The sequence below is a fragment of the Pseudomonas viciae genome, from assembly GCF_004786035.1.
GTDB lineage: Bacteria > Pseudomonadota > Gammaproteobacteria > Pseudomonadales > Pseudomonadaceae > Aquipseudomonas > Aquipseudomonas viciae.
In genome coordinates this window covers 4,874,347-4,900,062 of the sequence record NZ_CP035088.1, presented here as the reverse complement: position 1 = coordinate 4,900,062, position 25,716 = coordinate 4,874,347, and the positions used below count along the sequence as shown (strand labels likewise).

Here is a 25,716-nt window from a genome sequence, read left to right as displayed (position 1 = left end):
GGCGTTCACTTGAGTAACTCCTGGCAGTAGGGTTTGTCGTGGTCAACGCCGAGCAACTGGCAAATGGTGCCGCACAGTTCGGTCTGCCGGGGCGTGGCAGCCGGATCGAGGCTGAAGCCGTCGCCGAGGACAAACAGCGGTACTTCCCGTTCTTCGGCCAGCAGGCCGTTGTGGGAGCGGTCGTTGTTCATGCCGTGGTCGGACGTCACCAGCACCTGATAGCCGGCGTCGAGCCAGGCTTGCAGGTAGACCGCCAGGTTGATGTCGGCCGAGCGGGCGCTGTTGCGGTATTGCGGGGTGTCCAGGCCGTGCTGGTGGCCGGCATCGTCGATGTTCATCGGGTGCACCAGCAAAAAGTTCGGCAGGTAGCGCTGGCGCAGGTGTTCGGCGTCGGCGAACAAGTGGGAATCGGGGTAGTGGTCATTCCAGTAGAAATGCCCGTGCTGGATCGGCAGGTCGGGGTTGTTGGTATGCCGATCCCGGCCGGCGATGAATGGGGATACGTTGTACAGCTCGCTGACCCAATGATAGGCAGCGGCGGCGGTACTCAAGCCGGCTTGGGTGGCATAGTGGAAAATGCTGCGCTGGTTCGACAGGCGCGTGACGTTGTTGTGCACGATCCCGCTGTCGAGGGGCACGACGCCGGTGAGGATGCATTCATAGAGCGGACGGGACAGGGCGGGCAACTCACATTCCAGTTTGTAGAGGGCCGCGCGTCCTGCGCCGACGTAAGCCTGCAAATGCCCCATGGCATGCCGGGCGACTTCATAATTGAGGCCGTCGAGCACCACCAGGATGACGTTGTGCTTCATGGGTAGCGGGACTCCGGACAGATACCAGGAAACTCGGATTCACCTCGGCCAATGTGGGAGCGAGCCTGTGGGAGCAAAGCTTGTTCGCGATGCTGGCGACACGGTGCAACTGTGAGACCGTGTCATCGTTTATCGCGAGCAAGCTTTGCTCCCACAGTGCTTGCTCCCACAAGGGATCCTCAGTGGATATCCGAGCGGGAGCTAACGCCTTACTGCATATTGATGATCACTTCTTCCTGCCACTTCTGCGGCAGTGCCTTGGAGGTCTTCTCCCACGCATCCGCGTCCTTGATCGGGGTCACGCCTTTGTACTGCTCGTTCGGCAGCAGCTTGGCCTTGACCTCTTCCGGCAGGGTCAGGTGCTCGGCGCGGATCGGACGGGCGTTGCCCTTGGCCAGGTTGATCTGGCCGGCGTCGCTGAAGATGTACTCACGCGCCAGTTTGGCGGCGTTCGGGTGCTTGGCGTATTTGTTGATGATGGTGGTGTAGCCGGAGATCACCGAGCCGTCGGACGGAATCAGCACGACGTAGTCATCCGGGTTGGCCATCTTGGCCTTGTAGCTCAGGCCGTTGAAGTCCCAGACCACACCCACTTCGACTTCACCCTTTTCCATGGTGGCGATGGTCGGGTTGGCCATGGACAGGCGCCCTTGCTTGGCGATCTCGGCAAACATCAACAGGGCTGGTTGGACGTTTTTCTCATCGCCGCCGTTGGCCAACGCGGCTGCCAGCACGCCGTTGGCAGCCTGGGCCGCGGTGCTGACGTCACCAATGGAGACTTTGTATTTACCGGTTTTCAGGTCGGCCCATTTGGTCGGTACGTCGGAGCCGTGCAGCAGCTTCTTGTTGACGATGAACGCGATGGTGCCGGTGTAGGCCAGGGCCCAGTTGCCGTCCTTATCCTTGGCCCAGGCTGGAACCTGTTCCCAGGTGCTTGGCTTGTAGGGTTGAACCACGCCCTGCTTGACTGCGATCGGGCCGAAAGCCGCGCCGACGTCGCCGATGTCGGCGCTGGCGTTGTCTTTCTCGGCGGCGAACTTGGCGATTTCCTGGGCCGAGCTCATGTCGGTGTCGATGTGTTTCAAACCGTAGAGTTTGGCCAGGTCGTCCCAGGTGCCTTTCCAGTTTGCCCAGTCATCGGGCATGCCGACGCTGTTGACGGCGCCTTCCGCTTTCGCAGCGGCTTCCAACGTTTTCAGATCGGTGTCAGCAGCCATGGCGGCGGTGCACATGGCGATAGTCGAGCCTAACAGTGATGCCAGGAAAAGCTGTTTCATCCGAAGCTCCTATGGGCGTTTTCAACGCTGCGATTGCGGTTGTGTTGGTCTAGGTCAGCAATACCTGAGCCAATGTAGGCAAGCCCTGTGACATTTTGATGTCGGTGTTGGCGGTGTGAGGAAATGCCAAGCTCGGGCGCAGGGGCTGAGAATTAAGCGTAGACCATGCATAAACAGCTGATCTGAAAGGACTTGGCCGTTAATTTGCAGGCTTGGGCAACAACCGTTCGGCGGTTCTGTCATCTGCCAGTCATGTGCAGTGCCTAGGCTTGCGGGAACGGGAAGCGGATCGATGCGCCATCGATTTCGCCCTGAAACAGTGCTGGTCTAGTCCAGATAGGTAACGTTGATGCGCATCGAGACAACCAAAGCGGTGACAACCATTGGCCAAGTCCTGCAAGAGCAGCTCGACCATGGGTTACTGGCACCCGGCAGCAAGTTGCCGGCCGAGCGCAAGCTCAGTGAGTTGTTCGGCACCACGCGCATCACCGTGCGTGAAGCCTTGTTGCAGCTTGAAGCCCAGGGGCAGATTTATCGGGAGGAGCGCCGGGGCTGGTTTGTCTCGCCGCCACGCCTGGCCTACAACCTGATGCAGCGCAGCCATTTCCACGCCATGGTCGCCGCTCAGGGGCGGGTGCCTTCTACCCAAGTGATTTCGGCGCGCCTGCAACCGGCCTCGGCGGCGGTGTGTGCCTGGTTGCAGCTGCCGGCGCTGTCCAGCGTGATCCAGATCTGTCGCGTGCGGCGTATCGACGAGCGCCTGGTGCTGTACGTCGAGCACTACCTGAACCCGCAGTACTTTCCGGACATCCTTGAGTTCGACCTTAACCAGTCCATCACCGAGCTGTATGCCCGCCATTACGACTTGCATTACGGTCGGGTGAAGTTCGAAATCGTGCCCACCTCTTTACAGCCCGAAGCAGCGGCGGCGCTGAAGGTCTCGGTGGGCAGCCCCGGGCTGCGGATCGCCCGGGTCAACTATGACCAGCACCAGCGGTTGATCGACTGTGACCTGGAATTCTGGCGCCACGATGCGATTCATGTCGGGGTGGATGTGCCGGAGCAACCGCCTGGCGCCTGAGGCGAGATCAGGTCGACTCGTTGAGCTTGGCCAGGATGCGGAACAACACCGTGGCGAGGATCAGCAACATGCCGATCCACATGGCAAAGACCCCGACGTTCTTGTCCCGGAAGTTGAAGCCGATGGCCAGCAGGATCATGCCGGCGATGATGGGCACCAGCATGGCGTTGAATGCAGACATGGAAATCATGTGAGACAGCCTTGTCGGGGGAGGATAAGGGCAGTCTAGTTGGGGTTTGGCTGGGGTGTGATGATGTATGTCATCGCCACCTCGAATCTTGAGGTGGGCCTCATTGTGGCGAGGGAGCTTGCTCCCGCTCCAGTGCGCAGCACTGGCAAATGTGCATTCAGTTGCAGATTTTGGGGCTGCTGCGCAGCCCAGCGGGAGCAAGCTCCCTCGCCACAGGGTTTTTAGCTGCTATGGCAACTCGCGACTGGCATAAAACGCGCTCAACACCTTCACCAAATGCGCCAGGTCATGGCTGCCGCACAGCTCGCGGATCGAATGCATGGCGAAGGTCGGCAAACCGATGTCCACGGTGCGCACGCCCAACTGACTGGCGGTGATCGGGCCGATGGTCGAACCACAGCCCATGTCGCTGCGCACCACGAAGCTCTGCACCGGCACTTCTTCGGCCATGCACAGGTGGCGGAAGAACCCGGCGGTTTCGCTGTTGGTGGCGTAGCGCTGGTTGCTGTTGACCTTGATCACCGGCCCGGCATTGAGCTTGGGGCCATGGTTGGCGTCGTGTTTGTCGGCGTAGTTGGGGTGCACGCCGTGGGCGTTGTCTGCCGAAACCAGCAGGGATTTCTGAATGGTCCGTACGAACTCTTCACCTTCGGGCAATAAGCGCCGCAGGGTCTGTTCCAGCATCGGGCCATCGGCGCCACAGGCCGAGCAAGAACCAACTTCCTCGTGATCGTTGCACACCAGTACGCAGGTTTCGTCGGTGTCGGTGTTCAGTAAAGCTTGCAGGCCGGCGTAGCACGACAGCAGGTTGTCCAGGCGCGCGCCGGCAATGAAATCGCCGTGCAAACCAATGACCGCGGCGCTTTGGGTATCGTAGAAGCTCAGCTCGTAATCGAGCACCACGTCAGCGTTCAAGCCGTGTTCGCGGGCCAGTTGATCGGTGAGCACGGCACGGAAGTCGACGCGCTCGTCGCCGGCGAACTGGGCAAGGATCGGTGGAAGCTCATTCTGCGGGTTAATCGCCCAGCCCTGGTTGGCCTCGCGATTGAGGTGGATGGCCAGGTTTGGAATCGTGGCGATCGGCGCCTTGAAATCGATCAGCTGGCTTTCGACCTTGCCGTCGCGGCGGAAGGTCACCCGCCCGGCCAGGGACAGGTCGCGGTCAAACCACGGCGCCAGCAGCGCACCGCCGTAGACCTCCACGCCCAGTTGCCAGAACCCGTGGCGTTGCAGTTCCGGCTGCGGCTTGACCCGCAGGCACGGGCTGTCGGTGTGGGCGCCGACCAGGCGGATGCCGTCGTGCAGCGGGGAATTGCGGCCCAGTTTGAAGGCGATGATCGAGGAGTCGTTGCGCGTGACGTAATAACGACCGTTGGCCTCGGTGGCCCAGGTTTCGCGCTCGTCAAGACGCTGATAACCCGCCGCTTCCAGACGCTGGGCAAGGGTGGCGGTGGCATGGAACGGGGTGGGAGAGGCCTTGAGAAAGTCGATCAGGCCCTGGTTCAACTCTGCGCGCATAAATAGCTCCAGACAGCAATGGGCGGGAGTTTACCGTATTGGTGGTCGATGGGGAGGGGAGAGGGTATGTATATGGGGAACTTGAGTTGTTGAACCTGTGGCGAGGGAGCTTGCTCCCTCGCCACAGTGTCAGTGGTGTCTCTTAGAACGGTGCAGGGCACTCGAAGCGCAGGCGTTCGCCGCTTTGCGGATGGGTGAAGCTGAGCATGCTGGCGTGCAGGCACAGCCGTGGCCAGGCGGCGAGCGCTTGCGGGTGGGCGTAGAGCCCGTCGCCCAGCAGCGGGTGGCCGATGGACAGCATGTGCACGCGCAATTGGTGTGAACGCCCGGTGATCGGCGTCAGTTCGACCCGGCACCAATCGCCGCAACGTTCCAGCACCCGCCAGAAAGTCAGGGCGTGTTTGCCATGTTCATGGTCCACCACATGGCGAGGTTTGGTCGGCGGGTCGTAGCGCAACGGCAAGTCGATGCTGCCGCTGTCCAGCGCCGGCTGGCCCCAGCACAACGCGGTGTAGGCTTTTTCGGTTTCTCGATCATGAAACTGCCGAGACAGTTCGCGATGAGTGTCCGGGTCGCGGGCCAACAGAATGATGCCGGAGGTTTCCCAGTCCAGTCGGTGCACGATCCGCGCTTCCGGGTAGCCGTTTTCCTGCAGGCGGGTGATCAGGCAGTCTTTGTTGTCGTCGGCCCGGCCGGGCACCGACAGCAGCAGGGTCGGCTTGTCGACCACCAGGACGGCGGCGTCCTGATAGATGATGCGGATGTTGGACAGGGGCATTAAAGCAGTCTCGTAACAAACGCCAACGGCGGCGCGGGCCCGGCCCTTGTGGGAGCGGGCTTGCTCACGAAAGCGGTGTCTCAGACACATTGATATTGGATGTGTCACCGTCTTCGCGAGCAAGCCCGCTCCCACAAAAAAGGGCTGTGGGGACCCGAGCCGCCGTGGCTCCCGCAGGATCTATCAGCGATCCGGCAGGGTGATATTGAGTTCCAGAATCGAGCAACTGCCCTGGCTTTCCAGTGCCACATGCACGTCATCGCTACCGATGTTGACGTACTTGCGGATCACTTCCACCAGTTCCTTCTGCAAGGCTGGCAGGTAGTCAGGGGTACTGCGTTGGCCGCGTTCGTGCGCCACGATGATCTGTAGACGCTCTTTCGCGACCGAGGCGGTACTGGGCTTTTTGTTGGCACGAAAGAAGTCAAAAAGGTTCATTACCTACCTCCAAACAGGCGCTCGAAGAAACCTTTCTTCGTTACATCGAGGAAACGATGCTCTACGGTTTTGCCCAGCAGGCGATCGACGGCATCGCTGTACGCCTGGCCGGCGTCGCTCTGGTCGTCGAGAATCACCGGCACGCCGGAGTTAGAGGCCTTGAGTACCGCTTGGGATTCGGGAATCACACCCAGCAGGGTGACGGCGAGGATTTCCTTGACGTCTTCGACGCCGAGCATTTCACCGTCGCTGACCCGTTGTGGGTTATAGCGGGTCAACAGCAGGTGTTCCTTGATCGGCTCTTCGCCCTTCTCGGCGCGACGGGATTTGCTCGCCAGCAGGCCCAGCATGCGGTCGGAGTCACGTACCGAGGACACTTCCGGGTTGGTCACGACAATCGCTTCGTCAGCGAAGTACATGGCCAGGTGGGCACCCTTTTCGATACCGGCCGGGGAGTCGCAGACCACGAACTCGAAGTCTTCCTTGAGCTGCATCAGGACTTTTTCCACGCCTTCCTGGGTCAGCGCGTCTTTGTCACGGGTCTGGCTGGCGGCCAGCACGTAGAGGTTCTCAAGGCGCTTGTCCTTGATCAGGGCCTGCTGCAGGTTGGCTTCACCGTTGACCACGTTGACGAAGTCGTAGACCACGCGACGCTCACAACCCATGATCAGGTCCAGGTTACGCAGGCCGACGTCGAAATCGACGATGACTGTTTTGTGGCCGCGCAGAGCGAGGCCGGTACCGATAGCGGCGCTGGTGGTGGTCTTACCCACACCACCCTTGCCGGATGTAACCACGAGAATCTTGGCCAAGGTGTTTCACCCCTAAGGAAAAAGGACTTTGTCAGCCCCTGAAAAACATCTCTGGAAAACTGCTGCAATTGGACAGGCTTGGCTGGAATCGGATGCTGGGCGGGGTCTACCTCCGGTAAACACTGCCTGATCCTTTTTCCTACGTCGTTTAAGCCGTTTTCGCTACGTTTTAGAGATGCTTGGAAAATGCGGCAGTATCCGTTAAAGCCGAATGATGTTCAACACGTCGCCCGACAGGCTGACCTGGACGCTGGCCCCCCACAGTGGGTCACGGCGTAAATCTTCGGAGACCTTGTACTGCCCGGCGATGGAGACCAGTTCAGCGCTCAATTGCTGACAGAAAATCCTGGCCTTCGTGTCGCCCTTGACGCCGGCCAGCGCGCGACCGCGCATCGGGCCGTATACATGGATGTTGCCATCGGCCAGAAGTTCCGCGCCCGGGCTGACCGAGGACACCACCACCAGATCGCCACCCTGGGCATAAATCTGCTGCCCACCGCGTACTGGCGAGGTGATGACTCGGGTCGGCTTGATGGTGGGTTCCGCTGGTTTTTCCGGGGTTTTCTTCGCTTCCACCGGGCTCAGTTCCAGCACCCGCTCACGGGCGCCGGATGGCGGCAGCACCGGAATGTCCACGGCGATGGCGGCAGCGATGTCTTCGATGCGGCTGGCGCGGATCGCCAGGGTGCGCAGGCCGTGCTGGCGGCAAACACGCATCAGGCCCGGCAGATCCACCGCGCCTTCGCTGGCCGGTAGCTTGTCCAGGGCCAGCACCAGCGGGGCGTTGCTGAAAAAGTTCGGCGCCTGGGCGACTTTGGCCGCCAACTGCCGGTCAAGGCTTTCCAGGTCATTGCGGGCCAGCTCCAGCACCGTAATGGCGAGCATGCTGCCCTTCAGCTGGAACACGGGATCTTGGTCTAGCGGTTCGGTTTGGCTCATGGTCGGCGTACAACGGCTTGTCACTAAAAGTGCCGAGACTTATAACGAGATCGTTCGCCAGCCGCAACCCGGGTCGAACAATGTAGAATGCGCGACCCATGTCTTTGTGGAAGCTGTAATGGATCGCCCGCGTTTTCGAGCTGCTTTTTTTCATCCGCGTTTCTGGCTGCTGTGGTGCGGCCTTGGGCTGTTGTGGCTGATCGTTCAGTTGCCTTATCCGGTGCTGCTGCGGATCGGTCGTGCGCTCGGTGCGCTGATGTACCGGGTGGCAGGCGACCGACGGCGCATCGCCTGGCGCAACCTGGAACTGTGTTTTCCGGAAAAGTCCGTTGCCGAGCGCAAGCGCTTGCACAAGGAAAACTTTGCTTCCACCGGTATCGCCTTTTTCGAAATGGCCATGAGTTGGTGGTGGTCGCGTTCGCGCCTGGCGAAGCTGGCCCATGTCGAAGGGTTGGAGCATCTCAAGCAGGCCCAGCGCGAAGGCAAGGGCGTGATCCTGATGGCGCTGCATTTCACCACGCTGGAAATCGGCGCGGCGTTGCTGGGCCAGCAGCACACCATCGATGGCATGTACCGCGAACACAAGAACCCGCTGTTTGACTACATTCAGCGTCGGGGCCGCGAGCGGCATAACCTCGACTCCCTGGCGGTGGAGCGTGACGACGTGCGTGGCATGCTCAAGTTGCTGCGCGCCGGTCGGGCGATCTGGTATGCGCCGGATCAGGATTACGGCGCCAAGCAAAGCGTGTTTGTGCCATTGTTCGGTATCCAGGCGGCGACAGTCACGGCTACCAGCAAGTTCGCCCGCCTGGGCAAGGCGCTGGTGGTGCCCTTCGTTCAGGAGCGCCTGGCCGATGGCAGCGGCTATCGCCTGGTGATCCAGGCGCCGCTGGAAGCGTTTCCGGGCGAGACCGAGGAAGCCGATTGCATCCGCATCAATCAATGGGTGGAGCAGTCGGTGCGCGATTGCCCTGAGCAATACCTCTGGGCCCACCGGCGTTTCAAGACCCGTCCGCCGGGCGAGCCGAAGCTGTACGACAAGCGCGGTTGAGCTTTTTTGAGTATCACCTTGAGCACGGAGTGTTGCGATGACCCCAGCTGAACCGGTTACAGGTTTGATTCTTTCCGGCGGCGGGGCTCGGGCAGCGTATCAAGTGGGGGTGTTGGCGGCGATTGCCGAGTTGTTGCCCGATGGGGCGCGCAATCCGTTCCCGGTGATCGTCGGCACTTCGGCTGGGGCGATCAACGCGGTCAGCCTGGCGAGCGGGGCGATGGACTTCAAGACCGCCGTCGAACGGCTGACGGCATTCTGGCAAGCGGTGCGCAGTCATCAGGTGATGCGCAGCGATTGGCGGGGCGTGGTGGGCCAGGCAATGCGCTTCATCAGCCATAGCCTATTGGGCCTGGGGGCCAAGTTGCCGGTGGCGCTGATTGACAGTTCGCCGTTGCGCGAACTGCTCCAGGCACAGTTCCATGCCTCGGGTATCGAGCTGGCCATTATTAAGCAGCAACTGCGGGCGGTGGCGGTGACGGCGTTCGGTTATGAGTCTGGCCAGGCTGTAACCTTTTACCAGGGGCGCGGCACCATCGATGCCTGGCTGCGCCACCGTCGCATTGGGGTGCCGACGCAGTTGTCGGTGGAGCACCTGCTGGCCAGTTCGGCGATTCCTTTGTTGTTCGCGCCGGTCAAGATCGGCCCGCAGTACTTCGGTGACGGCGCCGTGCGGCAATCGGCGCCCATCAGCCCGGCCTTGCACCTGGGAGCCAATCGCGTACTGGTCATCGGTGTCAGTGGCAACCCGCGTGCTGCCGGCGGGCAAGATCCTTTGGAACGCAGCTACACCGGTCTGCAACCGACTCTGGCGCAGATTGGCGGCCATATGCTCAACAGCACGTTCATTGACAGCCTGGAAAGCGACATCGAGTTGCTTCAGCGCCTGAACGGCTTCAGTCACCTGCTGCCCGATGATGTACCGGCCCATGCCCTGGGCGCGGCGCCGGTGGAGGTGCTGGTGATTTCGCCAAGCCAGCCCATCGACGAAATCGCCGCTCGCCATCGCCAGGAGCTGCCCCGCGCGCTACGGCTGTTTCTGCGAGGGCCGGGCGCGACCAAGACCAGCGGCGCTGGGGTGCTGAGTTATTTGTTGTTCGAGGCGGGGTATTGCAGCGAACTGATCGAGTTGGGGCGTCAGGATGCGTTGGCGCAGCGCGAGGAACTGACCCGGTTTTTGGGGTTGTCTCAGGGTTGAGCCCAACCCGAGCCGAGCCCCTTGTGGGAGCGGGCTTGCTCGCGAAAGCGGTGAGTCAGCTTGCACTGATGTTGAATGTGCAGTCGCCTTCGCGAGCAAGCCCGCTCCCACAAGGGATGTGTGCAGGGCTTCAAGTCTGGGATTAACCTGAGACTGAGTCAGATCAGAAGTGATACTTGAGCAAGAAGCTGGTGTTGCTCTGGTTGGTCTTGAAACCGTCGCTGTCTTCGATCCCGTACTTGTTCTTCCAGTAGTCATACTCCACACCCACATACAACTGCTTGGCGCCCAGCTTCAGCGCTTTGCCCAGGTCATATTTGACCTGCGGGTTGATGTGCAGGTTGGCGTGGTAGGTGCCCTTGGAACTGGTGTCGTTGTCCACGACCCAGTCGATGAAGCCGTCGATCAGAATGTCGGATGAACCCACCGGGAGGGTGTAGGCCCAGGTCGGGGTGATCTGCCAGACGTTGTCGCCAGCGCGCGGGCCTTCGGTCTGACGGTTGTAGAAGTTCAACTGGAAGTAATCGAAGCCGGGGATCGCCAGGTCGAAGCCCGGACCGATCAGGTAGGACTCGTTGTCGCCTTCGCCGAACTCATAGGTCATGGCCAGAAGCACATCCTTGATCGGGCCCAGTTCCAGCTTCTGGTCGAAGATCTTGCCAAACGACAGGCGCGGGCTGAACTCACCGTAGTAGGTGTTCGGGCCGGACTGGCTGTCGTCCTGGCCGTTGTAGAAGATCCGATCGAGGAAGAAGAAATTGTCGCCGTATTTCCAGGCGTCGGCGTGCTCGAAGGTCACGGTCTGCTGGATGCGCGGGTTGACCTGGAAATCCTTGCCGTACAGGTAGGTCAGGCTGTTGTTCTGCCATTGGAACAGGTCATCGGCCATCGCCTGGCCTGCGACCAATAAGGAGCCTGCGAGTATCAGGCTGGTGCATGTACGTTTCATTCGGTTTGCTCCCAAAGGTAAGTGGTACCGCCATTTTTTTCAGATCAGCGCTCTTGGTGTGGCGCTTTTTTCTACGGAGAAAAACATCCGTTCGGTCAGCTTTTTGCTCGTGGCAGATGCTGATAGCAAGAGCTGAGCCAAGCCTGAAAAAAAGCTCGTCCAGCTATTTGGAACAGTCGAAAAAAGGTGTTTTCCAGGGACGCCCGATATCCCCCGTGATGCCGGGATAAGCTGGCGCCTCGGTCAGGATTCGATGGTTTTTTTACGGTGCCCGGATGTGAACGGCCGCGCAGGGTACGGGCTTGCCCTGACGGGTTCAAGTGCCCTGCAACGGCGCATTCATGGCGAATTTGGGGCGCGGCTCAGTTGGTCCGCGCGCCCTGGTTGATCCAGGCACCGATCAGGTCGCGTTCCTGTTGGGTCATCTGGGTGATGTTGCCCAAGGGCATGATCTGGGTGGTCACGGCCTGAGCCTGGATGCGCGCGGCCTGTTGCTGGATCTGCTGCGGCGTATCGAACATCACCCCGCCCGGCGCGGCGCTGAACAACGGGCTGGTGGGTTTGGCCGAATGGCAGACCGAGCAGCGCTCCTGGATCACGCTATGGACCTTCTCGAACGATGGGCCCTGGGCGTTGGCGGCCTGGGTGGGTGTCGATGCCGGTGCGGCCGTGGCTGTTGCCGGTTTTGCACCGCCGCCCACTGCCGTTTCCGGCAACGGTTGGTACTCGATCACGCCAGGTGCCTTGGCTACTTCCGGTGCGGTGGGCATGGGCTTGGGCCCTGTGACATAAGCCAGGCAGATCATCGCCAGAGCACCGACCGGCAGCGTCCAGGCAAACCGGTTGCTGTCATGGCGCGTGTTGAAGTAATGCCGCACCAACACCGCCGCCACGGCGATACCGGCCAGGATCAACCAGTTGTATTGGCTGCCGTAGGTACTCGGGAAGTGGTTGCTGATCATGATGAACAGCACCGGCAGGGTGAAGTAGTTGTTGTGGCGCGAACGCAGCAAACCCTTGGCCGGCAGCGCCGGATCGGGCGTGCGGTTCTCGGCGATGGCCGCCACCAGCGCACGTTGGGCCGGCATGATGATGCGGAACACGTTGCCGACCATGATCGTGCCGATGACAGCACCCACGTGCAGGTAGGCACCGCGGCCGCTGAACACCTTGCTGAACCCGTAGGCCGCGGCGATCAACAGCACAAACAGGATCAAACCGAGCAGGGCGGGGCGCTTGCCCAGGGCCGAGTCGCAGAGAAAGGAATAGACGAACCAACCGACGAACAACGAGCCGATGCCCAGTGCCACGCCTTCGGGGCCGCTGAGGCTGCTGCCGGGGGCCAGCAGGTATAGGGTCGGGTTCCAATAGAACACCACGCACAGCAGCGCGACACCCGACATCCAGGTGAAATACGCTTCCCACTTGAACCAGTGCAGGTTGTCCGGCATGGACGGTGGCGCGAGTTTGTATTTTTCCAGGTGGTAGATGCCACCACCGTGGATGGCCCACAAGTCACCAGCCAGACCACTTTTTGGATTGACGCGATTGAGGTTGTTTTCCAGCCAGACGAAGTAGAACGACGCGCCGATCCAGGCCACGCCAGTGATCATATGAACCCAGCGCACGCTCAGGTTCAGCCATTCCAGCATATGTGCTTCCACAGTCTTTACCTCTCGCCCGTCCCGCTTGTTTTCGCGTGATCGGACGCTTCTCTTATTGGTGGGGGGCGAGGATCAAACACTCATCCTCTTGGAAAAAATGCTCATCGCAGTTATTGCCTGTGCCACTGCGATCAACCACCAGGAAGTCATCCCGCTTTTCGATCGTCAGCACCGGGTGGTGCCAGACGCCGCGATGGTAATTAATGCCCTGCCTGCCGTTGGTGACGAAGGCGCGGACCAAGCCTGATACAGGTGCATCGCCAAGTGGCGCGACCACGATCAGAAAGGGGTTGCCGAGCAGCGGGATGAAGGCTTGGCTGCCCAGCGGGTGGCGCTCCAGCATGCGTACGGTCAGCGGCATCTCCAACGCGTCGGCGCGGAAGATGCTGATGATCGCCTTGTCGTCCGGCGTGGCGGTTTCCACCGTTGCCAGGCGATGGAAACGCATGGTCGAACCGTTGTTGATCATGAAGTGATCGCTGCCATCGGTTTCGATCACGTCACCGAATGGGGCGAAGGCTTCTTTGGTCAACGGTTCGATCTTGAGTGTGCGCATGCGGGTCTTCTTACCTTGAATTCTGTGTTGTTTGTTGTGTCGCCATTGCGAGCAAGCTCGCTCCCACAGGGGAATGCATTTCAAATGTGGGAGCGAGCTTGCTCGCGATTGGGTTCAACCTTATTTCGAGACCTTGCCGAGTACCCGCAGGCGACTCACCCCGCCATCCGGAAACACATTCAAGCGGATGTGGGTGATCGGCCCCAGGGCTTTGATCTGTTCGGCGAAGGTGTGTTCGGCGTGCATTTCCAGTTTCTGGCTCGGCAGCAGTTCGCGCCAGAACAGCGACTGGGTTTCGATCTGGCTGTCGGTGCCGCCCTTGACGAATGCGCCTTGGATCGAGCAGCTGTCCGGGTAGTTGCCCTTGAAGTGCAGGGTGTCGACGACGACTTTTTCAACGACGCCGGCATGGCCGAGGGCGACGATGACCCAGTCATTGCCCGGGGTACGACGCCGAGCGGTTTCCCAGCCGTCGCCCATGTTCACGCCACGGCCAGGGTTGAGGATGTTGCTCATGCGGCCGAAATGTTCGTCGGAACAAGCCAGGGCACGGCCACCGTTGAGGGCCGCAACCAGGTCGATCTGTTCGTTGTCGCCCACGGCCGACCAGTCGCGGTACGGAATGCCGTAGACCCGCAGCCGGGCCACACCACCATCTGGGTAGATGTTGAAGCGCAGGTGGCTGAAGGCCTGGTCGTTACTGATTTCATGGTAGTGGTGGCTGTTGCCTTGCAGCTCTACCGCCGACAGCACTTCAGTCCACTGGGTGTTTTCGTCCGGCTCGCCTTCAGTCAGGAAACAGGCTTCCAGGGAGGCCGACGGTGGGTAGTTACCGGTGAAGAACGAGGTGTCGATGTCCACGCCTTTGATCGAACCTGCCACGCCCAGGCGGATCACCGCGCTGTCGTAGCCTTCGAAGCGCTTGCGCCGCGATTCCCAACCGTCCATCCACTTGCCGTTGTCATCGAACACGCCCTCCTTCCAGACGGCCGGGGTCGGTTGGAACAAACGGTTGGCGTCGGCGAACCAGTCATCGGTGACCGAGATGATTTTGGTGCCGAGGCGGGCGTCGGCCAGGTTGACGAACTTCTCGAAAGGTACGGCGTAAGCTTTCATTCTTCTTGTCTGCCTTTAATAAGTTGGCTGGGGATGCTTGCAGGGGCCTGGGGCTCAGGGCTGCTCGCTAAAGGGTCAGTAATCGGAACAACGCAATCTTGTTGATCTCTGCCAGCGCGCATTTGAATTCGGTGTCTACCGAGTGATGGATGCGCGTTTCGAACGCCGCCAGGATCTGATGCCGGTTGCTGCCTTTTACCGCCATGATGAAGGGAAACTTGAACTTGGCCTTGTAGGCGTCGTTCAGCTCGGTAAAGCGCGCAAACTCGTCGCTCGAGCATTGGTGAATACCGGCGCCGGCCTGTTCGTTGGTGCTGGCTTCGGTCAGTTGGCCCTGGACGGCGGCTTTGCCGGCCAGGTCCGGGTGAGCGTTGATCAGGGCCAGTTGGCTGGCGTGATCGGCACTCAACAGGATGTCGCTCATGCGCTGGTGCAGGGTTTCGATCTGGTCGATGGACGAGTCCTGGCCCAGGTCGAAAGCCTTTTCGGCCACCCATGGCGAATGTTCGTAGATGTCGGCGAAGGCTTTGACGAACGCTTCGCGGCTCAAGGTGGAAGGCTTGAGGGTCTGGAACGCGGTCATTTCGAAGCCCCTGATTTCAACGCCTGTGGGCAGGGATGGGTCTGCTGCCAGTGGCGGGCGATGTCGACCCGGCGGCTGAACCAGACGTGCTCATGACCCTTGGCGTATTCGAGGAAACGCTTGAGGGCGGCAAGGCGCGCAGGCCGACCGATCAGGCGGCAATGCAGGCCGATGGAAAGCATCTTCGGCGCGTCGCTGCCTTCGGCATACAACACGTCGAAGGCGTCCTTGAGGTATTGGAAAAAATCGTCGCCCTTGTTGAAACCCTGCACCTGGGTGAAACGCATGTCATTGGTGTCGAGGGTGTAGGGGATCACCAGGTGCGGCTTGCCGGTGGGGGTGTTCGGTTCCCAGTAGGGCAGGTCGTCGTCGTAGGTGTCGCTGTCGTAGAGGAAACCACCTTCTTCCATCACCAGCCGACGGGTGTTGGGGCCGGTGCGGCCGGTGTACCAACCCAGCGGACGTTCGCCGGTGATCTCGGTGAGGATGCGGATCGCCTCGAGCATGTGCTCGCGTTCCTGGGCCTCATCCATGTATTGATAGTCGATCCAGCGATAGCCGTGGCTGCAGATTTCGTGACCGGCGGCGACCATGGCGCGGATGAGGTCAGGATGGCGCTGGGCGGCCATGGCCACGGCGAAGATGGTCAGGGGAATATCGAATTCCTTGAACAGCTTGAGGACCCGCCACACGCCGGCGCGGCTGCCATACTCGTACAGCGATTCCATGCTCATGTTGCGCTCGCCTTGCAGCGGTTGCGCCGCGACCATCTCCGAGAGGAACGCTTCGGACTCCTTGTCGCCATGCAGGATGTTGCGCTCGCCGCCTTCCTCGTAGTTGAGCACGAAGGACAGGGCGATGCGGGCATTGCCCGGCCACTGGGGGTGGGGAGGGTTACTGCCGTAACCGATCAGGTCGCGTGGGTAGTCAGCGCTCACTGCAGTCTTCCTTCTTGTTCGAACCATGTAGGTGGCGCCCTGGCGATGGATCACAGGCTGGCGTCACGACGATGGGCTGATTGTATACAACTTTATGTGTGGTTTGTAAGCCTGATTTTTTGCATTTTTCATCGCTGCCCTGGGTTCGTCTACACTGCAAGAAACCTGCCCAGTTGGTCAATTAATCCGTGGAAGGGTAGCGTATCTGTTGGTTTGGCTTCAGATTGGTCATGAAGCATTGTTCAAATGCTCGTGACCTAAATATGTGTTTTTTATTGTGTACAATTTTCTTTTAAAGTGTCTTAATTCGCTCGTCGCCGTGGCGTTTCGTGCTCCGAAACGGTGCGGTCTGTCTTTCAACTGATTCAGGAGGCGTCGGGCCGGACTGTTCTGCAGCGAGGCGCGCACAAGCAATGGGACGTTTGACTACTCACGTTTTGGATGCCGCACATGGCTGCCCGGGCAGCTCGATCAAGGTCGAGTTGTACCGTGTAGAAGGCTCGCAACTGCAGCTGGTCGCCAGCGCGCTGACCAACAGTGACGGCCGTTGCGATGCACCGCTGTTGCAAGGGGATGACTACCGTAGCGGGGTCTACCAGATTCAATTCCACGCCGGCGACTATTACCGCGCCCGTGGCGTCCAGTTGTCCGAGCCGGCGTTCCTGGATGTGGTGGTGCTGCGCTTCGGTATTTCAGCCGAGCAGGAGCATTACCACGTGCCCCTACTGCTTTCGCCTTACGCCTATTCAACCTATCGAGGCAGTTGAGCCCCCAAGCAACTGCCTGATCCTGGAAGCCACTGCGCATAAAGCTTCTTTGGTTTTTCGCCCGCTCACACTGCGGGCTTTTTTTCGCCCATGGATAGGTGGCGCCCGGGAGGGCGCCTTCGCGAGCAAGTCGGATCGCGAAGCTTTTGATCTTGCTTCAGCGGCTCAACAACGAAGCCGCGCCCGCCCCACTGAACAATCCGGCGCTGACCCGATTGAACCAGCTCTGTCCCTTGCCCGTGCGCAAATACCGCGCAGCGCCATGGGCGCTGAGGCCGTAGGCCAGCTTGCAGAGCAGGTCGAGCACGGTCCAGGTGGCGATCATGATTAACAGTTGTGGCAGGAACGCTTGCTCGGCGCTCAGGAACTGCGGCAGGAAAGCGGCAAAGAACAGGATGTCTTTCGGGTTGCTGGCGCCCAGCACGAACGCCCGCCCAAACAGCGCGCGAAAACGCGGGACGGTGGCAGTCTGGGGCACTTCGGCGCCTTGGGCAGGTTGACGCGATTGCTGCCAGCTCTGCCAGGCCAGGTAAAACAGGTACAGCGCACCGACAATCTTCAGGGCGCTGAACAGTTGTTCCGACGCCATCAACAACGCGCCAAGTCCCAACGCCGAGGCGCTCAACAGGCAGATCGAAGCGATCACCCCACCCAGGAACGCCGGGTACGAACGGCGCAGGCCGTAGTTCAGGCTGTTGCCGATCATCAGCAACGACAACGGGCCGGGGATGAGGATCACCACCAAGGCGGCGCCGCTGAACAACAGCCAGGTTTCCAGATTCATTGCTTTGCTCCTGATGCACGAAAGCCTCACCCGACGGGGGTGAGGCTGATAAACATGTGGCGCCTACAAGAAGATGAACTTGGCGATGAAGATCGCGCAGAGCACCCACAGGCTGACAGAAATTTCCTTGTGTTTCCCCGTGCCGGCCTTGAGTACGACATAGGTGATGAAACCCAGCGCAATGCCATCGGCCACTGAAAAGGTCAGGGGCATCATGATGGCCGTGACGATGGCTGGGATGCTGTCGGTCGCGTCGTCCCATTCGATGTGAGCCATACCGCCCATCATCAACATGGCGACGTAGATCAAAGCCCCCGCGGTGGCGTAGGCCGGGATCATCCCGGCCAGCGGCGCGAAGAACATCGCGGCAATAAATAGCACACCGACCGTCACGGCGGTAAGCCCCGTCCGGCCACCTGCCGCGACACCGGCCGCGCTTTCCACGTAGCTGGTCACTGGCGGCACACCGACCATCGCGCCGAATACGCTGGAGGCGCTGTCGGCTTTCAAGGCGCGGGACAGGTTCTCGATCTTGCCATCGGCTTTCACCAGCCCGGCTCGCTGGGCGACGCCCATCAGTGTGCCGGCGGTGTCGAACATGTGCACGAACAGGAAGGCCAGCACCACGCTGATCATGCTGACGTTGAACACGCCGGCGACGTCCATTGCCATCCAGGTCGGTGCCAGGCTGGGTGGCGTCGACATGACGCCGTTGTACTGCACCAACCCCAGGCCCCAACCAGCCAGGGTCACGGCGATGATGCTGATCAGGATCGCGCCGAACACGCGGTGGTAGCTGAGTACGGCGATCATCAAAAAGCACACCGCGGCCAACAGCGGACCGGGTTCGCGCAACGAGCCGAGCTTGATCAGGGTCGCGGGGCTGTCGACGATGATCCCGGCGGTTTTCAGGCCGATCAGCCCGAGGAACAATCCGACCCCCGCGCCCATGGCGAACCGCAGGCTCACCGGAATGCTGTTGAGCAGCCACTCACGTACCCGCGACAAGGTCAGGACCATGAACAGCACGCCGGAAACAAACACCGCGCCCAACGCGGTTTCCCAGTTGTAGCCCATGGTGCCAACCACGGTGTAGGTGAAGAAGGCATTCAGGCCCATGCCCGGCGCCAGGCCGACCGGCCAGTTGGCGTACAAGCCCATCAACAGGCAACCCAGGGCGGCGGCGATGCAGGTGGCGACGAACGCGGCGCCGTGATCGATACCGGCGTCGGCCATGATGTTGGGGTTGACGAAAATGATGTAGGCCATGGTGATGAAGGTGGTCAGGCCGGCGATCAGCTCGGTCTTCACCGTGGTGCCATGCAAGCTGAGTTTGAAGAGGCGTTCCAGCCAGCCACTGCGTAGTGGCGGCGAAAGGTCCAGCGTCTGGGCTTCGGGTTTGCGGCTTTCCACAGCGAGTACTCCTCAAGAGTTTTATTGTTATTTCCAGCCCCGCACGCCCTGAGCGGGGTGCGAGGCTTTGAGGCAGGTAAGGCTGGCGATGTTTATTGACCTGTTGGTCAGGAACTCGCACGAAGCGAATTATGCTTTTGTATACAAATAAAGCAAATAATGTTTTATGAGCTGTCGACGAAATGTCTGGCGATAGGGATATATCCCCCATGCGGGCGCTATCGCGAGCAAGCTCGCGATAGCGCCAGTCCAGGCAAAGCCAATCTGAGCCTAGGCCTTGCCCAGTGCCAGATTCACCGCCAACCACCCATCCACCGCCTCCTCCCCAGCCTCGGCAAACACCCGCTCCAGCAATTTCACCTGCTCGCGCCGCAACGCCTGCTCGAACCGCTCGCCCTCGGCGGTCAGTTCCAACAGCCGCTTACGCTTGTCTGTCTCAGACGCGACGCTGTTCACCAGATGCATTTCCATCAACTGGCGCAACGGCATATTCAGCGCCTGTTTGCTCACGCCGAGCAGGGCCAGCAGTTCCTTCACGCTCAAAGACGGGTAGCGGGCGATGAAAAAAACGATGCGTTGGTGCACCCGGCTCAAGCCGCGACGCTCGAGCATTTCATCGGCCTTGGCGGTGAACGCCTGGTAACCGAAGAAAAACGCTTCCATGGCCATTTGTTGGGAAGTCGGGTTTTTAAGGTCAAGCATATTGACGTATCCACAGGGGTCGGAGTAATTTCGGTCAACCAGTTTGACTCATTATTCCAGCGACCCGCTACAGGTGATCCCATGGCTTTTTCCGAACGTGTCTCGCGCCTCAAAAGTTCTTTGATTCGAGAAATCCTCGCGGCGGCGCAGCGCCCGGAAGTGATGTCGTTCGCCGGCGGCTTGCCGGCCGAAGCCATGTTGCCGAAGGTGGAGTGGGAGGCCATGCCGGTGTCCATGGGCCAATACGGCATGAGCGAAGGTGAGCCTGCGCTGCGCGAAGCCTTGGCGGCGCAGGCGCGCTCGTTGGGCCTGGCCTGCGAGGCTAGTCAGGTACTGGTGGTCAGCGGTTCCCAGCAAACCCTCGACCTGGCGGCCAAGCTGCACATCGATGTCGGCACTGAAGTGATGCTGGAAGCGCCCACCTATCTGGCGGCGTTGCAGATTTTTCAACTGTTTGGCGCCGACTGCATCACCGTGCCGCTGGAGGCCGACGGCCCGGACCTGCACCAGTTGCGGGCCCGCCTGGAGCGGCATCGGCCGGCGTTCATCTACCTGATTCCCACCTTCCAGAACCCGTCGGCGGTGCGTTACAGCGAAGCCAAGCGCGATGCGGTGGCGGCGCTGCTGGATGAGTTCGGCGTAACCCTGGTTGAGGACGAACCTTATCGCGAGCTGACATTCGACGGCGGCAGCGCCACGCCAATTGTCAGTCGGCTGAAGAAGGCCAGTTGGATCTACACCGGCACTGTGTCGAAGACTCTGTTGCCGGGACTACGGGTGGGTTACCTGATCGCCAGCCCGGATTTGTTCCCGCACCTGCTGCGGCTCAAGCAGTCAGCGGACCTGCACACCAATCGCATCGGCCAATGGCAGGCCCTGCAGTGGATCGGCACCGAGCAGTACCGCCACCACTTGAGTGAGTTGCGGGATTTCTACCGGGATCGTCGTGACCGCTTCCAGGTCGCACTGCAAACGCATTTTTCCGACATCGCCGACTGGAACGTGCCCCAGGGCGGGCTGTTTTTCTGGCTGACCCTCAAGCAACCGCTGGACACCCGCACCTTGCTCGCCGCCGCGTTGGCTGCTGACGTTGCGTTCATGCCGGGGGAGCCGTTCTTCCCGGAGCCGGACAAGCATCCGGGGCACTTGCGGCTGAACTTCAGCCACATTGATCCGGCGCGGCTGGATGAAGGGCTCAAGCGGTTGGCGGGAGTGGTGCGGGAGGCGTTGGCGGTAAAAGCGGCTTGATATCAGGGGCTTTGTGGTGGCTGTCCGGGCCCCATCGCGAGCAAGCTCGGCTCCCACAGGGGACGATGGTGAATACAAATCTAGCGTTCACCAAGGCCCACTGTGGGAGCCGAGCTTGCTCGCGATGGGGCCGAAAAAACACACCACAAAACCATCAGACCGCAGAAAACCGCTTATCCAGATAATCAATGATCACCTTGGACTCATACATCCAGGTGGTCTTGCCATCCTCTTCAATACGCAGGCACGGCACTTTGATCTTGCCGCCGTGTTCCAGCAGCGTCTGACGATCCTGCTCATTGTTTTTCGCATCGCGCAGGGCCACTGGGACGTTGAGGCGGCGCAGGGTGCGGCGGGTTTTCACGCAAAACGGGCAGGCGTGGAACTGATACAGCGTCAGGCCGCGGGCGTCTTGTTCAACCTGCGCCTGGGCCTCGGCCGGGCGTTGTTTCTTGCCGGGGCGGGTGATGAAGTCGATGAAGATAATCAGCTGGCCCAGGCCAACTCGAAGCGCTTTGACAATCACGGTATTAAGCCTCGCGGCAGGGAAGAAGAGGGCGCGCAGCTTACCTGATTTTTCACAGGCGAAAAAAAACCGGCGATCAATGCCGGTTTTTTCATGCGACGGGTTACTTGATGAGGCTGAGGAATTCGCTGCGGGTCGCGGCGTTTTCCCGGAACTCACCGAGCATCACCGAGGTGATCATCGAGGAATTCTGCTTTTCCACACCGCGCATCATCATGCACATGTGCTTGGCCTCGATCACCACCGCCACGCCCAGGGCGCCGGTCACCTGCTGGACCGCGTCGGCGATCTGGCGGCTGAGGTTTTCCTGGATCTGCAGGCGACGTGCATACATATCGACGATGCGCGCGACTTTCGACAACCCCAGCACCTTGCCACTCGGGATGTAGGCCACATGGGCCTTGCCGATGAATGGCAGCAGATGGTGTTCGCACAGCGAGTACAACTCGATGTCCTTGACCAGCACCATTTCGCTGTTGTCGGAGCTGAACAAGGCACCGTTGGTGACTTCTTCCAGGGTCTGTTCATAACCGCGGCAGAGGTACTGCATGGCCTTGGCAGCGCGCTTGGGCGTGTCGAGCAGGCCCTCGCGGGAAACGTCCTCGCCGAGTTGGCCGAGAATCGCGGTGTAGTTCTGTTCCAGTGTCACAGAGGCTGATTCCATAAGGGTTTCAGGAGGGTACTTGTTCTGTCTGTACCAATTTTGTACCAATCAAGCTGTTTTCGAGCTTCCCGAGTTCGCCCCAGTCGGTGCTGGAGTTGATCCATCGGGCATAGGTCGAGAGCAACATCTGAACGCTGAGACCCAGCTGAGTGGCAATAAACGCAGGGTTCATACCCGCCATGAGGCACATGGTAGCGTATGTGTGTCGGCAGTTGTATTCCCGGCCGGTGCTATTCATCCAATCTCATCGGGTGATGAGGCTCCTCTGTCTGCGCGATCCGGTCTGTTCGTATCGATAGAGACAGAGAGGGGGGAGGCTGATAGCCTATAGCCATCCATGCCAGTCCCTTTAGGAACGGAATCCATGTTGAAAAAAATTGCTGCGCTTACGTTGTGCACTGTTGTTTGCTTGGGTGGTTGTGCTGTTAATGTTAAAACAGAACAAAAACCTCAAGCTAGTATTACCTTAGACATAATAAATCGCTCCTCTCAGGATAAGCTTACAGCTGTCTATTTTGAAGAAAGTTATGATTGCTTTGGCATTAAATCTATTGTGGTAAATTCTTCCCAAAGAAATATTACGGTGTCATTGGAAAAAAAGCCGTATCAGACTATTTATATAAAATACGTCGGTAGCACCTTTGATGGAGCGAACTTTCATCCCCGTAGCTGTAGCACGTCGTATACGTTTAGAGCAGATGAATCAGATGCCTACACTGTTATATTAGAGAATGTTTATAATAATTGTGATGTTGAGGTGCGAAGGGATGTTTTAACCGCCTCGGCCTTCTTGATCCAGAAAGTCAAACTAAATTCAAGGCAGCCAGCGGCTACTGTCCCAGCGCTTTCAAGCGGACCTTGGTGTGAAGCGGTTGAGGCCTTTAAGGGTTAAATTAGCTGATTCTATTGCTGAGCATTAAAGCTATTAATATTGTTCTCCAATTTACTAAGCTCACTCCAGTCGGTATTGGAGTTTATCCATCGTGCATAGGTTGTAAGTAACATCTGAACACTGTGACCCAACTGAGTGGCAATAAATGCGGGATTCATCCCCGCCATGAGGCACATGGTGGCGTATGTGTGTCGGCAGTTGTATTGCCGACGGGCGCGAATCTCTAATTCGGTCAGAGCCGCCTGAAAATGCTTGTCGGTGACGCTGGACTGCTGGATGAACTCAAAATTCTTCGTGGGTGGGAACACATAGGGAGACTTCGCGTGCTTTCTACGGCTCTGTTTCGCACGTTGTTCGGCGATTTGCTCGGCGACCTCAATGGCGTGCATGGCCCGGCTATTGAGCATCACTTGCCGTTCATTGCGGGTTTTGGTGCGCTCCTCGATCTTATAGTCCGCGACGATCCGACACACGGTGGCTAAGCGTTTCTGCTTGTCTACCTCGTCCCAGCGCAGGGCCGCTATTTCGCTAGGGCGCATTCCGGTATAGAAGGCGAACTCGAAGTAAGCAGCGTAGACCCGCATCGAATGAGTCAGCGTTTTATAGAGGTGCTCGATGATGGCGTTGGCTTCTGCCATCGTGAAGGGGTCGATGGGCTTTTTCGTTTTCACGGGAAGCTCAATGGACTCGACTGGATTGCGATTGATCAGGCCATCTTTGACGGCGGTGCTGAACACCGTAGTCAGTCGCTGGATTGCCGAGCGCTTAACGCCCGGCGATTTCCATTCAGTGCTGGCTACGATTTTGCGCAGCAGCACCGAGGTAATGCCGTCGACGGGTAGCAGGGCTAGGTGAGGCATCCAGTACAGATTGAGGGATGCCCGGTAGTTCTTGCGTGTGCCTGCTACGACCTCCCGACTGTTTAACCACTCTTGGGCATACTCCCCGAAGCGGGGAGTAGCCGAGTAGGTGGCATAAGTGGAGTTGGGAAACAGCTCGGCATAGCGTTGGTCGTCGAGAACGCCATGCTTGATCAGGCTGGTTACGTTAGCGCGTAGATCGGATGCCGCTTTAATGCCTTTCGGTGTCTGGGGATAGGGGAGGGTTTCGCAACGGCGTTGCCCGTTCCAGGTGAAGCGAATCCTGACGGACTGGCCGACAAATTCAACTCCGGTGGGCAATCCCATTGGCTTTCGAGCCATGCCTCATATCTCCTGATGCTGTAATAGATGCGATTGTCGATGGTGTTCCAGACCCCTTTAGGGATGACCCCTCTGGCGCGTTTGCCCTGCAATGCTCGGCGGGTCGTACCGACCAACTCGGCCATTTTGTCCTCGGGAATCTTGTCCACTTGGTACTGCAGCGGTGGCGGATCCGCTGCGGTGTCGAAGTGCGTATACCCCAAGGCAGGCTGCGCGGGCGGGCGGTTCTGAGCTATCAGCGTGGCTTCAGATGCTGCTGCCCGGCGCAGCCTTTCGTGGGGTATAAGTGCCTCGGCGGAGGCTTGGAAAGAAGCAGTAATGCCTGCTGCTGCGCAGCAGAGACTGTTGTTTACAGGCGCGTCGACCCAACTGGCGCTGCGGAGCAAAGCGGACTGGGTTTGGGTGTTGTTCTGTTCGTGCTTCATGCCGCTTTCCTCCGGTGCTCAATGGCGAGTTGGTCCATCAGACGCTGGTGGTAGGTGAGCCGGGCTTCGGTGGGTGACCACGGCCGGATGCGTTCGGGCGCGGGTTCGATGCCGACAAGGCAATCCCAGGTGCCCGGGTCGGGTGGCATCAGGTCGCGGCGTTCGGTGGCCAGGGCGATCAGGTCGGCTTGGGTGACGGATACCGGCAGGTCCTGATCGAGGCTGAAGCGGGTGCAAATGCGGTCCCAGATCCAAGTCTCGACGTCCTGGTAGGCGTGCATCCACTGTTTGAGCGGCCGCACCATGTCGCCGATGTAGGCTTCGGTGGCGTCGTGGAGCAAGGCGGCGAGCTTGTGCTCGGCCGGCACCAGATCCGCAACCAAGCAACTATGCTGGGCCACGCTGTAGAACTCGCGGGTGTGGCCGTTGAAGCGGCACAAATGAGCGAGCGAGTGCGCAATGTCTCGTGGGTCGATCATGTCGGCGTCCGGCTCGAACAGGTCAAAGCGTTTGCCGGTTCGGGTAAGGATCCAGTTCATGCTGCCTCCTTTACCAGGTCGACGAGGAGCAGGGCGTTCTGGGTGTCCTTGTGCAACTTGCGCAGGGCGTCGTAGCCGATCAGCAGCGACAGTTGCCGTTCGAACTCTTTGCGGAATCGAGTCATTTCGCGCAGTTCGGCGGTGGCTTTGGCGTGTTGCTGGTGCAGCACGCCGGCATCTTGAGGTGAGAGGCGTAGCATCGGGCAATGACGGCTCATGCTGCGTCCTCCACTTTGACCTGATCCAGCAAAGCGGCCATGCCCAGTGCTTTTTCGCGCAGGTCGAGCGCCTGCTGTGCCTGTGCTTTCGAACTCATGGCGCGGAAAGTGTCAGAGGCTAGCCTGAGTTTTTCGGCGATCTGTATAAGCGTTTGGCGCTCTTGAGGGCCGAAGGCTTTGTTTTCACCCAGCTGTTTCGCGTGGGCAGCGAGGTGCTTGTGATCGGCGCGGATGAACTGGAGGGATGCCTCCAGTTCGCGGATGGTTTTGGCGTTGGCGGCGCGTTCGTCGTTGGTGCCCTCTACGATACCTGCCATGTGACCTTCAACGCGGCCGTCAAGAAGGCCGCCTCGATAGCCGGTCCAGTAGATGAGACCGTAGCCTAGGATCAGGCCGATCAATGCGCAGATTTGAATTGCAGTCATGTGGTGTGCTC

The 25,716-nt window shown here is 59.7% G+C and carries 30 protein-coding genes and 1 pseudogene; 6 read left to right on the top strand and 25 right to left on the bottom strand.

The genetic code is table 11. From position 1 onward, the window contains the following. Positions 1–5: 5 nt before the first annotated feature. Positions 6–812, bottom strand: coding sequence for an alkaline phosphatase family protein (locus EPZ47_RS21580; protein WP_135846646.1), 807 nt, complete (start codon positions 810–812; stop codon positions 6–8). Positions 813–1,021: 209 nt separating this feature from the next. Further along, a complete protein-coding gene (locus EPZ47_RS21575) occupies positions 1,022–2,089 on the bottom strand; it encodes an ABC transporter substrate-binding protein (RefSeq protein WP_135846645.1) in 1,068 nt (355 codons plus the stop codon). A gap of 349 nt (positions 2,090–2,438) precedes the next feature. Here EPZ47_RS21575 and EPZ47_RS21570 point away from each other — a divergent pair, with 349 nt between their 5' ends. Then, positions 2,439–3,170 (top strand): UTRA domain-containing protein, encoded by a 732-nt coding sequence (locus EPZ47_RS21570; protein ID WP_135846644.1) that lies wholly within the window; start codon positions 2,439–2,441, stop codon positions 3,168–3,170. 7 nt (positions 3,171–3,177) lie between these two features. On the opposite strand, the gene EPZ47_RS21565 is transcribed toward EPZ47_RS21570, so the two are convergent. The 6 genes from EPZ47_RS21565 to minC form a co-directional block, all read right to left on the bottom strand. After that, entirely contained in the window at positions 3,178–3,360 is a 183-nt protein-coding gene (locus EPZ47_RS21565; protein WP_135846643.1) for a hypothetical protein, read from the bottom strand. 228 nt (positions 3,361–3,588) lie between these two features. Beyond that, a complete protein-coding gene (locus tag EPZ47_RS21555; protein ID WP_135846641.1) occupies positions 3,589–4,878 on the bottom strand; it encodes a M18 family aminopeptidase in 1,290 nt (429 codons plus the stop codon). Positions 4,879–5,020: 142 nt separating this feature from the next. Next, the gene (locus tag EPZ47_RS21550; protein WP_135846640.1) at positions 5,021–5,656 is read right to left on the bottom strand and encodes an RluA family pseudouridine synthase; all 636 of its coding nucleotides are present in this window, start codon (positions 5,654–5,656) and stop codon (positions 5,021–5,023) included. A 183-nt stretch (positions 5,657–5,839) separates the two neighbouring features. Then, positions 5,840–6,094 (bottom strand): cell division topological specificity factor MinE, encoded by a 255-nt coding sequence (gene minE, locus EPZ47_RS21545; protein WP_003179111.1) that lies wholly within the window; start codon positions 6,092–6,094, stop codon positions 5,840–5,842. Beyond that, the gene (gene minD / locus EPZ47_RS21540; RefSeq protein WP_003179114.1) at positions 6,094–6,906 is read right to left on the bottom strand and encodes a septum site-determining protein MinD; all 813 of its coding nucleotides are present in this window, start codon (positions 6,904–6,906) and stop codon (positions 6,094–6,096) included. Before minD ends, minE begins: the two co-directional genes overlap by 1 nt. Positions 6,907–7,107: 201 nt before the next feature. Further along, positions 7,108–7,845, bottom strand: a complete 738-nt coding sequence (gene minC, locus EPZ47_RS21535) for a septum site-determining protein MinC (protein WP_135846639.1) — start codon at positions 7,843–7,845, stop codon at positions 7,108–7,110. Between the two features lie 118 nt (positions 7,846–7,963). Here minC and EPZ47_RS21530 point away from each other — a divergent pair, with 118 nt between their 5' ends. Next, complete coding sequence (locus EPZ47_RS21530; RefSeq protein WP_135846638.1) at positions 7,964–8,896, top strand: lipid A biosynthesis lauroyl acyltransferase; 933 nt, start codon at positions 7,964–7,966, stop codon at positions 8,894–8,896. Positions 8,897–8,933: 37 nt separating this feature from the next. Next, positions 8,934–10,094: a patatin-like phospholipase family protein gene (locus EPZ47_RS21525; RefSeq protein WP_135846637.1), complete on the top strand. Its 1,161-nt coding sequence runs from the start codon at positions 8,934–8,936 to the stop codon at positions 10,092–10,094. 163 nt (positions 10,095–10,257) lie between these two features. Here EPZ47_RS21525 and EPZ47_RS21520 read toward each other — a convergent pair whose 3' ends face one another. From EPZ47_RS21520 to puuE, 6 genes are all read right to left on the bottom strand, one after another. Then, positions 10,258–11,043 (bottom strand): outer membrane protein OmpK, encoded by a 786-nt coding sequence (locus tag EPZ47_RS21520; protein WP_135846636.1) that lies wholly within the window; start codon positions 11,041–11,043, stop codon positions 10,258–10,260. A 362-nt stretch (positions 11,044–11,405) separates the two neighbouring features. Then, a complete protein-coding gene (locus EPZ47_RS21515; RefSeq protein WP_135846635.1) occupies positions 11,406–12,707 on the bottom strand; it encodes a urate hydroxylase PuuD in 1,302 nt (433 codons plus the stop codon). Positions 12,708–12,759: 52 nt separating this feature from the next. Continuing rightward, positions 12,760–13,263, bottom strand: a complete 504-nt coding sequence (locus EPZ47_RS21510) for an ureidoglycolate lyase (RefSeq protein ID WP_135846634.1) — start codon at positions 13,261–13,263, stop codon at positions 12,760–12,762. Between the two features lie 120 nt (positions 13,264–13,383). Then, positions 13,384–14,379: an allantoicase gene (alc, locus tag EPZ47_RS21505; RefSeq protein WP_135846633.1), complete on the bottom strand. Its 996-nt coding sequence runs from the start codon at positions 14,377–14,379 to the stop codon at positions 13,384–13,386. 67 nt (positions 14,380–14,446) lie between these two features. Continuing rightward, the gene (uraD, locus tag EPZ47_RS21500) at positions 14,447–14,962 is read right to left on the bottom strand and encodes a 2-oxo-4-hydroxy-4-carboxy-5-ureidoimidazoline decarboxylase (RefSeq protein ID WP_135846632.1); all 516 of its coding nucleotides are present in this window, start codon (positions 14,960–14,962) and stop codon (positions 14,447–14,449) included. Then, positions 14,959–15,900 (bottom strand): allantoinase PuuE, encoded by a 942-nt coding sequence (gene puuE / locus EPZ47_RS21495; protein ID WP_135846631.1) that lies wholly within the window; start codon positions 15,898–15,900, stop codon positions 14,959–14,961. Before puuE ends, uraD begins: the two co-directional genes overlap by 4 nt. A gap of 413 nt (positions 15,901–16,313) precedes the next feature. On the opposite strand from puuE, the gene uraH reads away from it, so the two are divergent. After that, positions 16,314–16,667 (top strand): hydroxyisourate hydrolase, encoded by a 354-nt coding sequence (gene uraH, locus EPZ47_RS21485; protein ID WP_135846629.1) that lies wholly within the window; start codon positions 16,314–16,316, stop codon positions 16,665–16,667. A gap of 157 nt (positions 16,668–16,824) precedes the next feature. On the opposite strand, the gene EPZ47_RS21480 is transcribed toward uraH, so the two are convergent. The 3 genes from EPZ47_RS21480 to EPZ47_RS21470 all read right to left on the bottom strand — a co-directional run bounded on the left by EPZ47_RS21480 (position 16,825) and on the right by EPZ47_RS21470 (position 19,566). Beyond that, positions 16,825–17,451: a LysE family translocator gene (locus tag EPZ47_RS21480; RefSeq protein ID WP_135846628.1), complete on the bottom strand. Its 627-nt coding sequence runs from the start codon at positions 17,449–17,451 to the stop codon at positions 16,825–16,827. A gap of 63 nt (positions 17,452–17,514) precedes the next feature. Continuing rightward, positions 17,515–18,864: an NCS2 family permease gene (locus tag EPZ47_RS21475; protein WP_135846627.1), complete on the bottom strand. Its 1,350-nt coding sequence runs from the start codon at positions 18,862–18,864 to the stop codon at positions 17,515–17,517. A gap of 270 nt (positions 18,865–19,134) precedes the next feature. Further along, on the bottom strand, positions 19,135–19,566 hold the full coding sequence (locus tag EPZ47_RS21470; protein WP_135846626.1) for a MarR family winged helix-turn-helix transcriptional regulator: 432 nt from the start codon (positions 19,564–19,566) through the stop codon (positions 19,135–19,137). 81 nt (positions 19,567–19,647) lie between these two features. Between EPZ47_RS21470 and EPZ47_RS21465 the strand changes: the two genes are divergently transcribed. After that, complete coding sequence (locus tag EPZ47_RS21465) at positions 19,648–20,814, top strand: aminotransferase-like domain-containing protein (protein ID WP_135846625.1); 1,167 nt, start codon at positions 19,648–19,650, stop codon at positions 20,812–20,814. Positions 20,815–20,968: 154 nt separating this feature from the next. Here EPZ47_RS21465 and EPZ47_RS21460 read toward each other — a convergent pair whose 3' ends face one another. The 3 genes and pseudogenes from EPZ47_RS21460 to EPZ47_RS30495 form a co-directional block, all read right to left on the bottom strand. After that, positions 20,969–21,340, bottom strand: coding sequence for a glutathione S-transferase N-terminal domain-containing protein (locus EPZ47_RS21460; protein WP_135848049.1), 372 nt, complete (start codon positions 21,338–21,340; stop codon positions 20,969–20,971). Between the two features lie 103 nt (positions 21,341–21,443). After that, positions 21,444–21,989 (bottom strand): GTP cyclohydrolase I FolE, encoded by a 546-nt coding sequence (gene folE / locus EPZ47_RS21455; RefSeq protein ID WP_010456659.1) that lies wholly within the window; start codon positions 21,987–21,989, stop codon positions 21,444–21,446. Between the two features lie 22 nt (positions 21,990–22,011). Beyond that, positions 22,012–22,224: pseudogene (locus tag EPZ47_RS30495) on the bottom strand (site-specific integrase); the annotation flags it as partial. A 144-nt stretch (positions 22,225–22,368) separates the two neighbouring features. Here EPZ47_RS30495 and EPZ47_RS21445 point away from each other — a divergent pair. Then, the gene (locus EPZ47_RS21445; RefSeq protein WP_135846624.1) at positions 22,369–22,896 is read left to right on the top strand and encodes a hypothetical protein; all 528 of its coding nucleotides are present in this window, start codon (positions 22,369–22,371) and stop codon (positions 22,894–22,896) included. A gap of 11 nt (positions 22,897–22,907) precedes the next feature. On the opposite strand, the gene EPZ47_RS21440 is transcribed toward EPZ47_RS21445, so the two are convergent. Genes EPZ47_RS21440 through EPZ47_RS21415 form a run of 5 tightly spaced genes read right to left on the bottom strand, consistent with a single transcriptional unit; the run spans position 22,908 to position 25,705 of the window. Beyond that, positions 22,908–24,038, bottom strand: a complete 1,131-nt coding sequence (locus tag EPZ47_RS21440; protein ID WP_238346767.1) for a site-specific integrase — start codon at positions 24,036–24,038, stop codon at positions 22,908–22,910. After that, positions 23,939–24,523: a hypothetical protein gene (locus tag EPZ47_RS30490; protein ID WP_238346668.1), complete on the bottom strand. Its 585-nt coding sequence runs from the start codon at positions 24,521–24,523 to the stop codon at positions 23,939–23,941. Before EPZ47_RS30490 ends, EPZ47_RS21440 begins: the two co-directional genes overlap by 100 nt. Continuing rightward, positions 24,520–25,062 (bottom strand): phosphohydrolase, encoded by a 543-nt coding sequence (locus tag EPZ47_RS21425; protein WP_135846622.1) that lies wholly within the window; start codon positions 25,060–25,062, stop codon positions 24,520–24,522. Before EPZ47_RS21425 ends, EPZ47_RS30490 begins: the two co-directional genes overlap by 4 nt. Beyond that, on the bottom strand, positions 25,059–25,280 hold the full coding sequence (locus tag EPZ47_RS21420; protein WP_135846621.1) for a hypothetical protein: 222 nt from the start codon (positions 25,278–25,280) through the stop codon (positions 25,059–25,061). The genes EPZ47_RS21425 and EPZ47_RS21420 overlap by 4 nt, the downstream gene beginning before the upstream one ends. Next, the gene (locus tag EPZ47_RS21415; RefSeq protein WP_135846620.1) at positions 25,277–25,705 is read right to left on the bottom strand and encodes a hypothetical protein; all 429 of its coding nucleotides are present in this window, start codon (positions 25,703–25,705) and stop codon (positions 25,277–25,279) included. The genes EPZ47_RS21420 and EPZ47_RS21415 overlap by 4 nt, the downstream gene beginning before the upstream one ends. Between the last annotated feature and the right edge of the window lie 11 nt (positions 25,706–25,716).

Bases quoted from the DNA above. Each gene is read 5' to 3' on its own strand.
- EPZ47_RS21555 (WP_135846641.1), bottom strand. From the start codon at position 4,878: ATGCGCGCAGAGTTGAACCAGGGCCTGATCGACTTTCTCAAGGCCTCT.
- EPZ47_RS21530 (WP_135846638.1), top strand. From the start codon at position 7,964: ATGGATCGCCCGCGTTTTCGAGCTGCTTTTTTTCATCCGCGTTTCTGG.
- EPZ47_RS21465 (WP_135846625.1), top strand. From the start codon at position 19,648: ATGGCTTTTTCCGAACGTGTCTCGCGCCTCAAAAGTTCTTTGATTCGA.
- EPZ47_RS30490 (WP_238346668.1), bottom strand. From the start codon at position 24,523: ATGAAGCACGAACAGAACAACACCCAAACCCAGTCCGCTTTGCTCCGC.
- EPZ47_RS21520 (WP_135846636.1), bottom strand. From the start codon at position 11,043: ATGAAACGTACATGCACCAGCCTGATACTCGCAGGCTCCTTATTGGTC.
- EPZ47_RS21480 (WP_135846628.1), bottom strand. From the start codon at position 17,451: ATGAATCTGGAAACCTGGCTGTTGTTCAGCGGCGCCGCCTTGGTGGTG.
- uraD (WP_135846632.1), bottom strand. From the start codon at position 14,962: ATGACCGCGTTCCAGACCCTCAAGCCTTCCACCTTGAGCCGCGAAGCG.
- EPZ47_RS21570 (WP_135846644.1), top strand. From the start codon at position 2,439: ATGCGCATCGAGACAACCAAAGCGGTGACAACCATTGGCCAAGTCCTG.
- EPZ47_RS21470 (WP_135846626.1), bottom strand. From the start codon at position 19,566: ATGCTTGACCTTAAAAACCCGACTTCCCAACAAATGGCCATGGAAGCG.
- EPZ47_RS21550 (WP_135846640.1), bottom strand. From the start codon at position 5,656: ATGCCCCTGTCCAACATCCGCATCATCTATCAGGACGCCGCCGTCCTG.
- EPZ47_RS21445 (WP_135846624.1), top strand. From the start codon at position 22,369: ATGTTGAAAAAAATTGCTGCGCTTACGTTGTGCACTGTTGTTTGCTTG.
- EPZ47_RS21425 (WP_135846622.1), bottom strand. From the start codon at position 25,062: ATGAACTGGATCCTTACCCGAACCGGCAAACGCTTTGACCTGTTCGAG.
- EPZ47_RS21420 (WP_135846621.1), bottom strand. From the start codon at position 25,280: ATGAGCCGTCATTGCCCGATGCTACGCCTCTCACCTCAAGATGCCGGC.
- EPZ47_RS21525 (WP_135846637.1), top strand. From the start codon at position 8,934: ATGACCCCAGCTGAACCGGTTACAGGTTTGATTCTTTCCGGCGGCGGG.
- EPZ47_RS21565 (WP_135846643.1), bottom strand. From the start codon at position 3,360: ATGATTTCCATGTCTGCATTCAACGCCATGCTGGTGCCCATCATCGCC.
- EPZ47_RS21415 (WP_135846620.1), bottom strand. From the start codon at position 25,705: ATGACTGCAATTCAAATCTGCGCATTGATCGGCCTGATCCTAGGCTAC.
- EPZ47_RS21580 (WP_135846646.1), bottom strand. From the start codon at position 812: ATGAAGCACAACGTCATCCTGGTGGTGCTCGACGGCCTCAATTATGAA.
- uraH (WP_135846629.1), top strand. From the start codon at position 16,314: ATGGGACGTTTGACTACTCACGTTTTGGATGCCGCACATGGCTGCCCG.
- alc (WP_135846633.1), bottom strand. From the start codon at position 14,379: ATGAAAGCTTACGCCGTACCTTTCGAGAAGTTCGTCAACCTGGCCGAC.
- EPZ47_RS21510 (WP_135846634.1), bottom strand. From the start codon at position 13,263: ATGCGCACACTCAAGATCGAACCGTTGACCAAAGAAGCCTTCGCCCCA.
- minE (WP_003179111.1), bottom strand. From the start codon at position 6,094: ATGAACCTTTTTGACTTCTTTCGTGCCAACAAAAAGCCCAGTACCGCC.
- minC (WP_135846639.1), bottom strand. From the start codon at position 7,845: ATGAGCCAAACCGAACCGCTAGACCAAGATCCCGTGTTCCAGCTGAAG.
- EPZ47_RS21575 (WP_135846645.1), bottom strand. From the start codon at position 2,089: ATGAAACAGCTTTTCCTGGCATCACTGTTAGGCTCGACTATCGCCATG.